Consider the following 14,205-nt stretch of genomic DNA (forward strand, 5'->3'; position numbering starts at 1 on the left):
ACAGGAATTGAGATAGATGACCCAGGTTACCAACACCCCTTACGAAGCCCTTGAAGTCGGCCAGACCGCCAGTTTCAGCAAGACCGTCGAAGAGCGCGACATCCAGTTGTTCGCTGCGATGTCCGGCGATCACAACCCGGTGCACCTGGATGCCGAATACGCCGCCAGCACCATATTCAAGGAACGCATCGCCCACGGCATGTTCAGCGGCGCGTTGATCAGCGCAGCGGTCGCCTGCGAATTGCCTGGACCGGGGACCATCTACATCGGCCAGCAAATGAGTTTTCAGAAACCGGTGAAGATCGGCGACACCCTGACCGTACGCCTGGAAATCCTGGAAAAACTGCCAAAGTTTCGCGTGCGCATTGCCACTCGCGTGTTCAACCAGCGCGATGAACTGGTGGTGGACGGTGAGGCGGAAATCCTCGCGCCACGCAAGCAGCAAAGCGTGACCTTGACCACGCTGCCGGCGATCAGCATCGGCTAACCCTCTGTGGCGAGGGGGCAAGCCCCCTCGCCACAGTCCCCGTAGCACCTCAACTACTGCAGTCTCTTGCAAATCCTGCCCGCATAAAAAACGCCAGGCTAGCTGGCATTATTCATGTCGGTCATTTGGCCTGCATGCAGAAGGCCTGTATTTTCCAGACTGACTGAATCAAGACGACCGATTGATGAACCCTGAAAAGCTCGAACTGTTGATCACTCGCGAAATGCCCTTCGGCAAGTACAAGGGTCGAATCATTGCCGACCTGCCCGGCCCTTACCTGAACTGGTTCGCCCGGGAGGGTTTCCCTCACGGCGAGTTGGGCGGCCTGCTGGCCCTGATGCAGGAAATCGATCACAACGGTTTGTCGGACTTGCTCGAACCGCTGCGCGCCAAACACGGCAAACCTGCCCCGCGCCACTGAATCACCTACCGAGTACCCCATGCCCGACAACACCCGCCGCGCCCGTGATGAAGCCTTCTGGCAAACCTTTGCCGACCGCTACGATGTCGAACCTGGCCCGCTCAACCTGGAGAACGGTTACTTCGCACGCATGTCGCGCACGGTGGTCGAGGAATACCAGCGCAACATCGAGCTGATCAACCGTAGCAACTCGGTCTATGTGCGCCAGCGCTTCGAACAAGGCGACAGCCTGAAGATCCGCGCGCAGATGGCCAGGTTGATTGGCGTACCCGCCGACAGCATCGCCCTGACCCGCAACGCCTCGGAAGGTTTGCAGTCGCTGATCCGCAACTACAACCGGCTGCAGCCCGGCGATCAGGTACTGGTTTGCGATCTGGAATACGACACGGTCAAAGGCGCCATGCGCTGGCTGGCGCATAATCGCGGCGTTGAAGTGATCGAGATCGAACACGCACACCCGGCAACCTTCGACAGCCTGCTCAATACCTATCGGGAAGCCTTCGCGCGGCATCCGCGGCTGAAACTGATGGCCCTGACCCACGTCACCCATCGCACGGGCCTGGTGATGCCGGTGCAGGCGATTGCAGCCGCGGCAAAGGAACACGGCATCGACGTCATCCTCGACGGGGCCCATGCCCTCGGCCAGCTCGAATTCGACCTGAGCGAACTGGGTATCGCCTTCGCCGGCTACAACCTGCACAAGTGGATCGGCGCACCGCTGACGCTTGGCTTTATCTACATCGCACCCGAACACCTGGTCGACATCGACCCGGACATGGGCGAAATGCATTTTCCGCCCGCTGACATTCGCGCCCGTACCTCGTACAGCACCCCCAATATCCCGGCGCTGCTGACCCTGCCGCTGGTGCTCGAAGAACATTGGGCGATGGGGGGTGCCGCGGCCAAGGGTGCGCGGCTCAATTATCTGCGCAACCGCTGGGTCAGTGCGGCGCGGCGGTTGCCGGGCGTCGAAGTCCTGACCCCGGATGACCCGCGCCTGTATTGCGGCATCACCTCGATGCGTTTTACCCGGCATGCCGACCAGCAAACCATGGTCGAGCGCCTGCTCAATGAATACAACCTGTTCACCGTGACCCGCAGTGGCGCGGCATGCGGTCCGTGCATCCGCATAACACCGGGGCTTACCACCACTGCGGCCGACATGGATTTGCTGGCCAGGGCACTGACCGAACTGGGCTGACGTCAGACGGTGTACTTGTCAAAGTCCTCGGGTTTGATCTGTGTCGACACGGCGAACGTGTCGATGCCGATGGTCATCTGCCCGAAGTAGCCGTCTTCAGCCGCATCCCGCCCCAGGGTGTGCACACTCAAGGTCGATTCTTCACCGCCCATGGTTGTATAAAAAAAGTCCTGATCGTTGGTCAGTACCGGCACGGTTCGACCGCTGTACGGTCGGCTGCCGAGTACCGAGCGCGAGGCCACCTCAGGCAGGTAAAGCTGCCCGACCCAGGCGACATGCCGTTCTTGCAAATAGTTGTTGCCGGCCGTGATGCGCACGGCGACGTGAATGTGCAAAGCGCGGCCGGCGTAAAAACCCGGATAGATCGTGGTGAAGCGCACGATGCCCGATTTGTCGGTGAACTGCCCACCGCGCAGGTAGGTATCGTCATCGGTGCGCGGGACGGCGCCGATGTCACCGGTATCGACCTCGACGTCCGGGTTGATCTTGCCCCAGCCCGAATAGGCACCGCGGGCATTGCAGTGCCAGATATCCACCAGCGCATCGGGGACCGGCTCACCGGTCATGGCATCGACAATGGTCAGCCGCAACACCAACGGAACGCCTTCAGCGCCTTCGCTGATGTTTCTGCGGATCAGTTTGGGGTTGCGGAAATACGGGCCGGCAACCTGTTCGGGGGACAGCAGGTAAACCGGTACAACCTGTGCAACTGAGGTGGTAGCGTCCATGACGTTCTCTCTTCCATAAGATGAACGCAGGCTAGCACTGGTCGATTTTCGTTATGCGGTAACTATGTATCGCATGATGTCCTTGGTCCCACAGGTTTCAAGTCGTACCTGTTTGTTCCGGGCAAAAAAAAACGGTGCACCGACCAAGCGCACCGTAAAGCCGTAGAACACACAACGAGGTGTAAGGTGAAGCGATCAGTCCAGCAGCGCCAAAGCCTCGGCGGTGCATTCCTGAATGCGGGCCCAGTCGCCGTTCTTGATCCACTCCGGATCAAGCATCCAGCTACCGCCCACGCACATGACGTTTTTCAATGCCATGTAGCTCTTGATATTGGCAGGTCCCACGCCGCCGGTCGGGCAGAATTTCACTTCGCCGAACGGGCCGCCCAAAGCCTTGATGGCTGCAACGCCGCCGCTGACTTCGGCCGGGAACAGCTTGAAGCGGCGATACCCCAGACCGTAGCCTTCCATGATGCCCGAGGCATTGCTGATACCCGGCAACAGTGGAATCGGGCTGGCGACGCTGGCTTCCAGCAGATCACGGGTGATGCCCGGCGTGACGATGAATTGCGAGCCGGCCGCTTCCGCTGCCGCCAGCATGTGGCGATCCAGCACGGTGCCGGCACCGGTCACCAGTTCCGGACGCTGCTCACGCAGAATCTGGATGGCCTTGAGGCCGAATTGCGAACGCAAGGTCACTTCCAGGGCCGTCAGGCCACCGGCCGCGAGGGCGTCGGCCAGCGGCAGAACGTCTTGCTCGCGGGCGATGGTGATCACCGGCAGAATCCGCGCTTTCGCGCAGATGCTGTCGATCAGGGCAACTTTGTCCGCCATGGAAACGGTCGGGGATAGGTTTGTCATAGCGGCTGTTCCTTGGCTCATGGGCACCAGTAAATCTCTAACGTGGGTTGCAAAAACGCGCGAATCGGCATTGCGGCGACATCGTCACCGGCCAGTGCGGTACTCAGGGTGGTCAGCTTGGACTGACCGGAAATCGATAGAACCTTATGCTTGGCCGAGGCCAGCAGCGCGCGGCTCATGGTCAGGCGCTGATGCGGCACGGTCGGCGCCAGCATCGGCCAGCAACGACGAATGCCATCGGCCTGCAATGCCTCGGCAAGGTTCGGGCTGTTGGGGAACAGCGACGCGGTGTGGCCGTCATCGCCCATGCCGAGGATCAGCACGTCAATCACCGGTAGCTCGGACAGCAAACGGTCGGCCTGCTCGGCCGCCTGTTCCAGGTTGGCGCTGGCGCTGTACAGGCTCAGGAACTGCGCCTTGGCCGCCGCGCCTTGCAGCAGGTAACGCTTGATCAGACCCGCGTTGCTGTCGGCGTGCTCCACTGGTACCCAGCGCTCGTCGGCCAGGCTGACCACCACGTTCGACCAGTCCAGCGTCTGCTTGGCCAGGTGCTGGAAAAATGCCACCGGGCTGCGGCCACCGGAAACCACCAGGGTCGCAGTGCCCTGGGCGTCGATCGCGTCGCTCAGTTGTTTCGCCACGTTCAGTGCCAGGCTTTCAGCCAGCAGCACCGGGCTCTTGTATGCATGGGCGCTGACGCCCTGCGGCAGTTTCAGATCAAATATCGCCATACCACGACCTCCCGTCCCGCGTGATCAGTGCAATGGAGCTCATCGGCCCCCAGGACCCGGCCGCGTACGGCTTGGGCGCATCACCGGATTTTTTCCACCCGGCGATCAACTGGTCACACCACTTCCACGCGGCTTCGATTTCATCTTTACGGACAAACAGGTTCTGATTGCCGCGCATCACTTCCAGTAACAACCGCTCGTAGGCATCGGGAATCCGTGCGCTGCTCCAAGTGTCGGAAAAATTCAGCTGCAACGGACCGCTGCGCAGCTGCATGCCCTTGTCCAGGCCTTGGTCTTTGGTCATGACACGCAAGGAAATGCCTTCGTCCGGCTGCAGGCGGATAATCAGCTTGTTGCTGATTTGCAGGCGCTGCTCGGGAGCGAAGATGTAGTGCGACGGTTCCTTGAAGTGGATGACGATCTGCGACAGCTTCTGCGGCATGCGCTTGCCGGTACGCAGGTAAAACGGCACGCCGGCCCAGCGCCAGTTGCGGATGTCGGCACGCAGGGCGACAAAGGTTTCGGTGTCGCTCTGGGTGTTGGAATTGGGTTCTTCCAGGTACCCCGGTACCGCTTTGCCTTCGCTGTAGCCGGCGATGTACTGGCCGCGCACCACTTGAGTGGTCAGGCCTTCCGGGCTGATCGGCGCCAGGGCCTTGAGCACTTTGACCTTCTCGTCGCGGATGCTGTCGGCGGACAGGTCGGCCGGCGGGTCCATGGCGATCAGGCAGAGCAGTTGCAGCAGGTGGTTCTGGATCATGTCCCGCAGCTGGCCGGCCTTGTCGAAGTAACCCCAGCGGCCTTCGATACCGACCTTCTCGGCCACGGTGATTTCCACGTGGGAAATGTAATTCTGGTTCCACTGGGTTTCGAACAGACTGTTGGCGAAACGCAGGGCGATCAGGTTCTGGACGGTTTCTTTGCCCAGATAGTGGTCGATGCGGTAGGTGCGGTTCTCCGGGAAGAACTGCGCCACGGCGTCGTTGACCTTGCGCGAGGATTCCAGGTCCGAACCGATGGGTTTTTCCAGCACCACACGGGTGTTTTGCGCCAGGCCGACCTTGGCCAGGTTCTCGCAAATCGCGCCATACACGGCGGCCGGGGTCGCAAAGTAGGCGATGACCCGCTGCGTGCTGCCGGCGGATTCGGCCAGGGCCACATAATCTTCGGAATTGAGGAAGTCGACGTGCAGGTAGCTCAGGCGCGCCAGAAAACGCTCGGCCACGGCTTCATCCAGCTCTTTGGCTCCGACATAGCGGCGCAGCTCGGAGGTGATGAACGCCAGGTGCTCCTGCTCGCTGCCCGGCTCACGGGCCAGCGCGATAATCCGCGTGTCCTCGTGCAACAGGCCGGCGCCGTCGAGTTGATAAAGGGCAGGAAACAGCTTGCGCAAGGCCAGATCGCCAAGGGCGCCGAACAAGGCAAAGGTGCACGGTTCAACCGTAATCGAGAGCATGATGTTTGTTCTTTTATCAAGTTAAGCTACAAATACCTTTTTTCAAGGCATCACTCAAGGGAAAATGTAGTAATAACCACAACATTTTCGCAAAATACAGATTCCGAGTGGTGGTCGGTCGGAGCCATCAGTAGGATAGGCCACCGTTACGGGCCTCACCAAAGGCCCTTTTTGCATTAGCCGCGCGCTTATCGGTGCCGGTGAATCAAGGAAACTTATATGGACCGCGTGCGAAATTTACTGGAGCAAATCCAGAATCGCCTTGAAGAGCTGAACAAGGCCGAACGCAAAGTCGCCGAGGTGATCCTGCTCAACCCTCAGCAGGCCACCCGCTTCAGCATCGCCGCCCTCGCCCAGGCCGCCTCGGTCAGCGAACCGACGGTCAACCGTTTCTGCCGTTCGTTCGGCGTCAGCGGCTACCCCGAGCTCAAACTGCAACTGGCCCAGAGCCTGGCCAGTGGCGCCGCCTATGTCAGTCGCGCGGTGGAGGCCGATGACAATCCGGAGGCCTACACCCAGAAGATCTTCGGCAGCGCCATCGCCTCACTGGACAGCGCTTGCCAGGCACTGGACCCGAACCTGATCAGCCGCGCCGTCGACCTGCTGATCCAGGCCCGGCAGATCCACTTCTTCGGCCTCGGCGCCTCGGCCCCGGTGGCACTGGATGCGCAGCACAAGTTCTTCCGCTTCAACCTCGCCGTCACGGCCCACGCGGATGTGCTGATGCAGCGCATGATTGCCTCGGTGGCCCATACCGGCGAGTTGTTTGTGATCATTTCCTACACCGGTCGCACCCGCGAACTGGTGGAAGTGGCACGCATCGCCCGGGAAAACGGCGCCTCGGTGCTTGGCCTGACCGCCGAGAACTCGCCACTGGCCAAGGCCAGCACCCTGAGCCTGAACATTCCGCTGCCGGAAGACACCGACATCTACATGCCGATGACTTCGCGGATCATCCAGTTGACCGTGCTGGATGTGCTCGCCACCGGCATGACCTTGCGCCGGGGCGTGGATTTCCAGCCGCATTTGCGCAAGATCAAGGAGAGCTTGAATGCCAGCCGGTATCCGGTTGGGGATGAGTTCAACTGATCCAACATTTGCACTGACTGTCTTGGCCTCATCGCGAGCAGGCTCGCTCCCACAGGCACAGGGGGATTGGCGTTGAACACAAAAACAGTGTTCACCGAAGACCCAATGTGGGAGCGAGCCTGCTCGCGAAGGGGCCAGCCCATACACCACAAGATCCAGAACTAAACCCCCACCCGCGCCTGCAAACTCAAATGCGCCCGCTCGCCCGGCTTCAAGCACAGGCTGTCGGTACCGCCGCTCGCCGCTTCTACACAGACAAATTCGGATATCTCGTTCCAGGTCACGCCGAGCAACGGACGTGAACCGGGATGCCACACCACCGTGTCGGCCGTTTCACCCGTGTCGATACACAGCGCCCGCTGCCAGGCGTGGTCATTGAGCTGCAATTCGCCGTCGTGCTGGAACACCCGCTGGCATCCGCCGTCCACGCGCAATTCGCCTTCCTGCTGACAAATCTGCCGGCTCAACTGGTCGTAACCCTGCGCACCCTCTAGCCCAGACAGCGCTATCTCACTGACATCGCCAATACGCCAGTAAGCATGCAAAGCCTGGCTCAACTGGCAAGGCATGTCGTCCTGATGCTCGGTGCTCAGACGCAGCTCCATGCGCTCACCCAGGTGTGCGTGCAGGTCCACCTGCCAGTCGCACAACTTCAGTTGCCAGTGCAATCGCACGCCATCGTCGTCACTGTTGCTGTCGAGCAGCTTCCAGTCGAGCAACCGTGCCCAGCCATGGGACGGCCAGGCGTTTTCGCTCGGATGCCGGCCATACCAAGGCCAACACACCGGCACGCCGCCACGGATGGCGCCGACCTGCGGCCACTTCGCCGCGCACCACAGCCAGGGTTTCTGGCCCTTGGGCTGGAAGTGCAACAACTGCGCGCCCTGACGGCTGAACACCGCCTGACACAGCGGATGATCGATCACCAGCACATCGCGCGTCTGATAGCGCTCCCACGCAAACACCGGACGTTCGCGCAAGGATTTGAAGAAGCGTTGTAGCGGATGCTCAAGCATGTGCCACGGTCCTGAAATCAACTGTCACCGGGGTGCGCGACCCGCAAAAAAAAGCGGACAGCCATGGCTGTCCGCAAATATGCGCACATGGAGAGAAGCTTATCGCAGACGCGTTAGAACACCGACTGAATTTTCAGGCCGGCCACCAGCGCGTTGTCGACTTCATCCACACCACCCGGGTGAGTGACGTATTGCAGGTTGGGACGTACGGTCAGCCAGTTGGTCACGTGGAAGCCGTAGTTGATCTCGTAGTTGTATTCAGTTTCACGAATGGGCGAGAACAGCGGATTGTCGTATTCCGAAACACCGTTGGCCGCGTTGGTCAGCTCGGCGTTTTTCTTCACGTCATCGTTGACATGGATACGGGCGAAACCGATGCCCACGTCATCCTTCGGACGCGCGTCGAACGGGCCCTTGTACACGAACATCAGCGACTGGTAGTTGTCGATGAAGTTGGTGTCCTTGTCGTGGAAAGTGGCGTTGGCCGCGATGTTCAGACCACGGGAAGCGTCGCCATTGTGGCTGGTCAGTTGCTGCTGCGCGACGAACCAGTAGCCGTGCTTGCTATCGTGGACGCGAAAAGGGTTGCCCGTGGTCGCGGCGTCCTGGCCGTTGTCGTCCTTGAGAACGTCGTCGGCAGGGGCAGTGCTTTTGTAGTAACCGACACGGTATTCGCCCGGCAGGTTGTTGACCTTCGGCGACCAGACCAGTTCGACCGGCAGGACGGTGCCATTGGTGCCACTGCCGCTGAGCTTGAAGCCGTTGCCGTGTTCCAGCTGCGACGTGTTCTGGTTGTACGCGCCAATCTGAGCATAGAGCTCGTCATTGATGTTGTACTTCACGCGGATCGCCGCCTGCATCACCGGCCAGTTGTACCAGATGTTGGTCGCCCAGTTACCGACCTGGGAGCCGCAGAACGCCAGGTTCTGGAATTCGCACGGGAAGGTGTTGAAGTCTTCACCTTCACCGAAGTAACCGGCTTTGACGTCCAGTTTGTTGTCGAGGAACTGATGCTGAATCCACAACTGGGTCAGACGGACCATGTGTCCACGACCGAAGACTTCCTGGGAGGAACTCAAGGTGCCGGCACGCGGGTCGCCGATACGGTCGTTGGAGATGTTCTCACCGTTACGGTTGGTGAGCTGGATCTTGGCCTGGGTGTTATCCCAGCCGAACAGTTTCTCCAGGTCCAGCGCCGCGCCCAGGCCAAACTGGTCGGCGTAGCGCGCGGTCTTGTCATCGTTGAAACCGCCATGCAGGTTGCCGCCGACTTCACCGACGTAGTCCATCTTGATGTCGATGCCTTGCTCGATCAGCTTGGTACGCTCGCCACCCCAGTCGCCCGTCATCCACTTGGAGTCGGAGCTGAACGCTTCATCGGCCATCGCATTGCCGGCCAGAACCAGTGCTGCCGCTGCTGACACTTGGCAGATCAACCGGGCCTTGTTCTTCATCTTCATCCCTACTTCCTCGTTTTATTGTTATTAACTTTTCTTCTTTAACGCGGTTACATCAGTTGCGACGGGTGTTCTCCACCTGACGCATATCCCCCCTGTAGGAGCGGGCCTGTGGCGAGGGGGCTTGTCGGACCGCCGCGCCGCCCCGTTCGACTGCGCAGCGGTCGTAAAAACGCTCACCACATTCAGGCATAAGATTGCGGTGACAGGTTTCAGGGGCGCTTCGCACCCCAACGGGGGCAAGCCCCCTCGCCACAAAAGCTCGCTCCTACAGTTTTGTTCTTCAGCGACCTTTGAATTGGGCCACGTTGTCAGCATGCGCCTCGGCTTTCGGCACGCCGGCAACGCCCAAACGCTCCCCACTCTTGGCATCGAACAGCAGCACTTTCGCCGGATCGAATTGCAGGGTCAGGGTCTCGCCCACCGCCGGCGCCACGTCTGGCGCCAGGCGGCAGCAGACCTTGGTGTCATTGAGATTGACGAAGACCAGGGTGTCGGGTCCGGTCGGTTCGGTGACCTGGACTTCGGCACGAATGGTCGGCAAACCGTTCGCTTCGCCGTTGGCCAGGATGATCTGCTCAGGGCGCATGCCGAGGATCACTTCGCGGTCTTCAAGACCGGCGTCCTGCATGCCCAGCGGCAATTCGCAACGGGCCTGGCCGCTGTCGAGCAGCGCCAGCAGACGACCGTCCTTGCGCTGCAAGCGCAGCGGGATGAAGTTCATCGGCGGCGAACCGATGAAACTCGCCACGAACAGGTTGGCCGGGTTGTTGTAGATGTCTTTCGGCGTGCCGAACTGCTGGATGATACCGTCCTTCATCACCGCCACTTTGTCGCCCAGGGTCATGGCTTCGATCTGGTCGTGGGTCACGTAGACCGTGGTGGTTTTCAGGCGCTGGTGCATCAGTTTCATTTCGGTGCGCATCTCGACCCGCAGCTTGGCGTCGAGGTTGGACAGCGGTTCGTCGAACAGATAGATCTTCGGCCGCCGCGCCAGAGCACGGCCCATCGCCACGCGCTGTTGCTGGCCGCCGGAGAGCTGGCCTGGCTTGCGGCTGAGCAGGTGTTCGATCTGCAACAACTTGGAAACCCGAGCGACCTCTTCGTCGATTTCGGCGGTCGGCATTTTGCGGATCTTCAGGCCGAAGGCGATGTTGTCGCGCACGCTCATGGTCGGGTACAGCGCGTAGGACTGGAACACCATGGCGATGTCGCGATCCTTGGGGCTCATGCCGCTGATGTCGGCGTCGTCCACCAGGATCGCGCCGCCACTGATGGTTTCCAGGCCGGCGATGCAGTTCATCAAGGTCGACTTGCCGCAGCCCGACGGGCCGACCAGGATCAGGAACTCACCGTCATCGATCTTCAGTTCGATATTTTTCAGGGTGTCCGGCAAGCCGGGGCCGTAGGTCTTGTTGACGTTGCGTAATTCGAGAGTTGCCATGTTTCTACCCCTTGACCGCGCCGGACGTCAGCCCACGCAGGAAATACTTGCCAGCGAAAATGTAGACCAGCAGTGTCGGCAGCCCGGCGATCATCGCGGCGGCCATATCAACGTTGTATTCCTTGGCCCCGGTGCTGGTGTTGACCAGGTTGTTCAGGGCCACGGTAATTGGCTGGGCATCGCCACTGGCGAACACCACGCCGAACAGGAAGTCGTTCCAGATCTGGGTGAACTGCCAGATCAGGCAGACCATCACGATCGGGATCGACATCGGCAACAGGATCTTCAGGAAGATCGTGAAGAAGCCCGCACCATCGAGCCTTGCAGCCTTGACCAGCGCATCCGGAATGCTCACGTAGTAGTTGCGGAAGAATAGCGTGGTGAACGCCAGGCCGTAGACCACGTGCACCAGCACCAGGCCAGTGGTGGTGTTGGCCAGGCCGAACTTGCCGAGGGTGAACGAGGCAGGCAACAGCACGGTCTGGAACGGCAGGAAGCAGCCGAACAGCAGCAGGCCGAAGAACAGTTGCGAACCACGGAAGCGCCACATCGACAGCACGTAGCCGTTCATCGCACCAATAAACGTGGAAATCAGCACCGCCGGCACGGTGATCTTCACCGAGTTCCAGAAGTAGCCGCCGACCACGTCCCAGGCCTTGATCCAGCCGATGCCGTCGATCACGGTCGGCCAGCTCAACAGGTTGCCGGTACGGATGTCTTCCGGGGATTTGAAACTGGTCAGCAGCATCACCACCAGCGGGATCAGGTACACCGCCGCTGCCAGTAGCAGGGTGGCGTAGATCGCGATGCGGCTGAAGCTCAATGCTGGTTTGCCGAGTTGATTAGTCATGGCGTTTGCCTCGCAGCTCGGAGTACAGGTACGGCACGAGGATGGTCAGTACGGCGCCGAGCATCAGCATCGCGCTGGCCGAACCGATGCCCATCTGGCCACGGCTGAAGGTGAAGGAATACATGAACATCGCCGGCAGGTCGGAGGAGTAACCCGGACCGCCCGCTGTCATCGCTGCGACCAGATCGAAGCTCTTGATCGCGATGTGCGCCAGGATCATGAAGGCACTGAAGAACACCGGGCGCAGGCTCGGCAGGACGATCTTCAGGTAGATGGTCGGCAGGCTTGCACCATCGACTTGCGCGGCACGGATGATCGATTGATCGACACCGCGCAGACCGGCGAGGAACATCGCCATGACAAACCCGGAGGCTTGCCACACGGCGGCGATCACCAGGCAATAAACGACGCGATCCTGATCCACCAGCCAGTCGAGACGGAAGCCTTCCCAGCCCCAGTCACGCAGCATCTTGTCCAGGCCCAGGCCTGGGTTGAGCAGCCATTTCCACGCAGTACCGGTGACGATCATCGACAGCGCCATCGGGTACAGGTAGACGGTGCGGATGAAGCCTTCCTTGCGAATGCGCTGGTCCAGCAGCACGGCGAGGAATACACCCAGCACCAGGCTGATGCCGATGAACATGCCACCGAACAACGCGAGGTTCTTGCTCGCGACCCACCAGCGGTCGTTGTCCATCAGACGCATGTATTGCTGCAGGCCGACCCACTTGTAGCTCGGCATGAAGCTGGAGTTGGTGAAGGACAGAATGAACGTCCAGATGATGTAACCGTAGAAGCCAACCAACACGATCAGCATGCTCGGCGCGAGTACCAACTTGGGTAGCCAGCGTTGCAGCGCATCGAACGGTGAGGCTTTGCTGAAAACCGCCACAGAGCTCATCGGGATAATCCAGGTTTAGATGTAAGGATCGGAGTGCGACCCCTTGTAGGAGCGAGCTTGCTCGCGATGGAGTGTCAGTAAACATCTGTGCAGCTGACACACCATCGCGAGCAAGCTCGCTCCTACAGGGGCAACTCACTCAGGTAAATGCCACAGGAATTACTGGGCCGCTTTGACAGCCGATGCCAGTTGGGCGCTGGCCTTGGCCGGGTCAGCATCCTTGTCGTTCATGAAGTTGGTGACCACATCGAAGATCGCGCCTTGCACCGCCAGGGAAGTGGCCATGTTGTGCGCCATGCTCGGTTGCAGACCGCCGGTCTTGTCGTCCGCGATGAAGTCCTTGGCCGACTTCTGGGCACACTCGTCGAAGCCGAGCTTGTCCATTTCGTTCAGCATGTCGTTACGCACCGGGATCGACCCCTTGTTCATGCTGAAGACTTTCTGGAAGTCGGTACCCAATGCGACCTTGGCCAGGTCTTGCTGGGCAGCGATGTCGCCCTTGCGATCGGCCTTGAGCTTGAACACCGCCAGGGAGTCGATGTTGTAGGTGAAGGCTTTTTCAGTGCCCGGGAACGCTACGCACTGGTAGTCCTTGCCCGCGACTTTCTTCGCCGCAGTCCACTCGCTTTTCGCCCAGTCGCCCATCATCTGCATGCCGGCCTTGCCGTTGATGACGTCGGCGGCGGCGATGTTCCAGTCACGACCGGCGCGGTTCGGGTCCATGTAGCCGGTGATCTTTTTCAGCTCGGCGAACGACTTGGTCATCTGCGGGCCGGACAGGGCTTTCTGGTCCAGGTCGACCAGGGCTTTCTTGTAACCGTCGGCGCCCATGACCGAGAGCACCACGTCTTCGAAGACGGTGCTGTCCTGCCAAGGCTGACCGCCGTGGGCGAGCGCGATGAAGCCTGCGGCCTTGAGCTTGTCGCCGGCGGCATAGAATTCTTCGAGGGTGGTCGGGGCTTTTTCGATCCCGGCTTTCTTGAACACTTCCGGGTTGATCCACAGCCAGTTGACGCGGTGAATGTTCACCGGCACGGCGACGTAGTCACCTTCGTACTTCACGGTGTCGGAGACTTTCTTCGATAGCAGGCCATCCCAGTTTTCGGACTTGGATACTTCTTTCAACGCGTCGGTGCTGAGCAGGCCAGTGCTGCCCCACTCCTGGATGTCCGGACCCTTGATTTGTGCAACGCCCGGCGGGTTGCCGGCTACGGCGCGACTCTTGAGTACGGTCATGGCCGTGGAACCGCCACCACCGGCGACTGCGCCGTCCTTCCAGGTGAAGCCGTCTTTTTCGACTTGAGCCTTCAGGACATCGACCGCTGCTTTTTCACCACCGGAAGTCCACCAGTGAACGACTTCAACGGAACCTTTGGATTCGGCGGCCAGGACACTGAGAGGGAGTGCAGACAGGGAAGCGAGAGAAATGACAGTAGCGAGGCGAGAAATCGCATTCATCTAGGAGCACCTTTCTTGTTGTTATGCATGCAAGTCTGTTGCTTGCGCTGCATAGGATTCTAAACAGGGGATATCCCCTCGCAGGTAACGAAGGGATGCGCGAAT

General features: G+C 60.2%; 14 protein-coding genes. 4 read left to right on the forward strand and 10 right to left on the reverse strand.

Annotated elements, in window-relative coordinates:
* The first annotated feature begins 16 nt into the window (after positions 1-16).
* From AC3ITY_RS26170 to AC3ITY_RS26180, 3 genes are all read left to right on the forward strand, one after another.
* Positions 17-487 (forward strand): MaoC family dehydratase, encoded by a 471-nt coding sequence (locus AC3ITY_RS26170; RefSeq protein WP_489305888.1) that lies wholly within the window; start codon positions 17-19, stop codon positions 485-487.
* Between the two features lie 184 nt (positions 488-671).
* Complete coding sequence (locus AC3ITY_RS26175; RefSeq protein ID WP_003227425.1) at positions 672-908, forward strand: DUF3820 family protein; 237 nt, start codon at positions 672-674, stop codon at positions 906-908.
* A gap of 19 nt (positions 909-927) precedes the next feature.
* On the forward strand, positions 928-2,109 hold the full coding sequence (locus tag AC3ITY_RS26180; RefSeq protein WP_489305890.1) for an aminotransferase class V-fold PLP-dependent enzyme: 1,182 nt from the start codon (positions 928-930) through the stop codon (positions 2,107-2,109).
* A 2-nt stretch (positions 2,110-2,111) separates the two neighbouring features.
* On the opposite strand, the gene AC3ITY_RS26185 is transcribed toward AC3ITY_RS26180, so the two are convergent.
* The 4 genes from AC3ITY_RS26185 to zwf all read right to left on the reverse strand — a co-directional run bounded on the left by AC3ITY_RS26185 (position 2,112) and on the right by zwf (position 5,885).
* Positions 2,112-2,837 carry an intradiol ring-cleavage dioxygenase gene (locus AC3ITY_RS26185; protein ID WP_489305892.1) on the reverse strand — a complete coding sequence of 242 codons (726 nt, stop codon included), beginning with the start codon at positions 2,835-2,837 and terminating at the stop codon, positions 2,112-2,114.
* A gap of 195 nt (positions 2,838-3,032) precedes the next feature.
* A complete protein-coding gene (locus AC3ITY_RS26190) occupies positions 3,033-3,698 on the reverse strand; it encodes a bifunctional 4-hydroxy-2-oxoglutarate aldolase/2-dehydro-3-deoxy-phosphogluconate aldolase (protein WP_223457981.1) in 666 nt (221 codons plus the stop codon).
* Between the two features lie 17 nt (positions 3,699-3,715).
* Entirely contained in the window at positions 3,716-4,429 is a 714-nt protein-coding gene (gene pgl, locus AC3ITY_RS26195; RefSeq protein WP_489305895.1) for a 6-phosphogluconolactonase, read from the reverse strand.
* A complete protein-coding gene (gene zwf / locus AC3ITY_RS26200; protein WP_489305897.1) occupies positions 4,416-5,885 on the reverse strand; it encodes a glucose-6-phosphate dehydrogenase in 1,470 nt (489 codons plus the stop codon). Before zwf ends, pgl begins: the two co-directional genes overlap by 14 nt.
* A 228-nt stretch (positions 5,886-6,113) precedes the next feature.
* Between zwf and AC3ITY_RS26205 the strand changes: the two genes are divergently transcribed.
* Positions 6,114-6,974, forward strand: a complete 861-nt coding sequence (locus AC3ITY_RS26205; RefSeq protein WP_170948639.1) for a MurR/RpiR family transcriptional regulator — start codon at positions 6,114-6,116, stop codon at positions 6,972-6,974.
* Positions 6,975-7,135: 161 nt separating this feature from the next.
* Here the strand turns inward: AC3ITY_RS26205 and AC3ITY_RS26210 are convergent, their stop codons facing one another.
* The 6 genes from AC3ITY_RS26210 to AC3ITY_RS26235 form a co-directional block, all read right to left on the reverse strand.
* Positions 7,136-7,990, reverse strand: coding sequence for a D-hexose-6-phosphate mutarotase (locus tag AC3ITY_RS26210; protein WP_489305899.1), 855 nt, complete (start codon positions 7,988-7,990; stop codon positions 7,136-7,138).
* Between the two features lie 113 nt (positions 7,991-8,103).
* The gene (locus tag AC3ITY_RS26215; RefSeq protein WP_489305901.1) at positions 8,104-9,450 is read right to left on the reverse strand and encodes a carbohydrate porin; all 1,347 of its coding nucleotides are present in this window, start codon (positions 9,448-9,450) and stop codon (positions 8,104-8,106) included.
* 280 nt (positions 9,451-9,730) lie between these two features.
* Entirely contained in the window at positions 9,731-10,891 is a 1,161-nt protein-coding gene (locus AC3ITY_RS26220; RefSeq protein ID WP_046042253.1) for an ABC transporter ATP-binding protein, read from the reverse strand.
* Positions 10,892-10,895: 4 nt separating this feature from the next.
* Complete coding sequence (locus AC3ITY_RS26225; RefSeq protein WP_007995997.1) at positions 10,896-11,741, reverse strand: carbohydrate ABC transporter permease; 846 nt, start codon at positions 11,739-11,741, stop codon at positions 10,896-10,898.
* A complete protein-coding gene (locus AC3ITY_RS26230) occupies positions 11,734-12,642 on the reverse strand; it encodes a carbohydrate ABC transporter permease (RefSeq protein WP_008032969.1) in 909 nt (302 codons plus the stop codon). The genes AC3ITY_RS26225 and AC3ITY_RS26230 overlap by 8 nt, the downstream gene beginning before the upstream one ends.
* Positions 12,643-12,801: 159 nt before the next feature.
* Entirely contained in the window at positions 12,802-14,100 is a 1,299-nt protein-coding gene (locus tag AC3ITY_RS26235) for an ABC transporter substrate-binding protein (protein ID WP_489305904.1), read from the reverse strand.
* Positions 14,101-14,205 lie beyond the last annotated feature (105 nt).

It is taken from the genome of Pseudomonas sp. GL_091 (assembly GCF_057837725.1).

Excerpts from the sequence above, each read along its gene's own strand:
- AC3ITY_RS26170 (WP_489305888.1), top strand. The coding sequence starts at position 17 with ATGACCCAGGTTACCAACACCCCTTACGAAGCCCTTGAAGTCGGCCAG.
- AC3ITY_RS26175 (WP_003227425.1), top strand. The coding sequence starts at position 672 with ATGAACCCTGAAAAGCTCGAACTGTTGATCACTCGCGAAATGCCCTTC.
- AC3ITY_RS26180 (WP_489305890.1), top strand. The coding sequence starts at position 928 with ATGCCCGACAACACCCGCCGCGCCCGTGATGAAGCCTTCTGGCAAACC.
- AC3ITY_RS26185 (WP_489305892.1), bottom strand. The coding sequence starts at position 2,837 with ATGGACGCTACCACCTCAGTTGCACAGGTTGTACCGGTTTACCTGCTG.
- AC3ITY_RS26190 (WP_223457981.1), bottom strand. The coding sequence starts at position 3,698 with ATGACAAACCTATCCCCGACCGTTTCCATGGCGGACAAAGTTGCCCTG.
- pgl (WP_489305895.1), bottom strand. The coding sequence starts at position 4,429 with ATGGCGATATTTGATCTGAAACTGCCGCAGGGCGTCAGCGCCCATGCA.
- zwf (WP_489305897.1), bottom strand. The coding sequence starts at position 5,885 with ATGCTCTCGATTACGGTTGAACCGTGCACCTTTGCCTTGTTCGGCGCC.
- AC3ITY_RS26210 (WP_489305899.1), bottom strand. The coding sequence starts at position 7,990 with ATGCTTGAGCATCCGCTACAACGCTTCTTCAAATCCTTGCGCGAACGT.
- AC3ITY_RS26215 (WP_489305901.1), bottom strand. The coding sequence starts at position 9,450 with ATGAAGATGAAGAACAAGGCCCGGTTGATCTGCCAAGTGTCAGCAGCG.
- AC3ITY_RS26220 (WP_046042253.1), bottom strand. The coding sequence starts at position 10,891 with ATGGCAACTCTCGAATTACGCAACGTCAACAAGACCTACGGCCCCGGC.
- AC3ITY_RS26225 (WP_007995997.1), bottom strand. The coding sequence starts at position 11,741 with ATGACTAATCAACTCGGCAAACCAGCATTGAGCTTCAGCCGCATCGCG.
- AC3ITY_RS26230 (WP_008032969.1), bottom strand. The coding sequence starts at position 12,642 with ATGAGCTCTGTGGCGGTTTTCAGCAAAGCCTCACCGTTCGATGCGCTG.
- AC3ITY_RS26235 (WP_489305904.1), bottom strand. The coding sequence starts at position 14,100 with ATGAATGCGATTTCTCGCCTCGCTACTGTCATTTCTCTCGCTTCCCTG.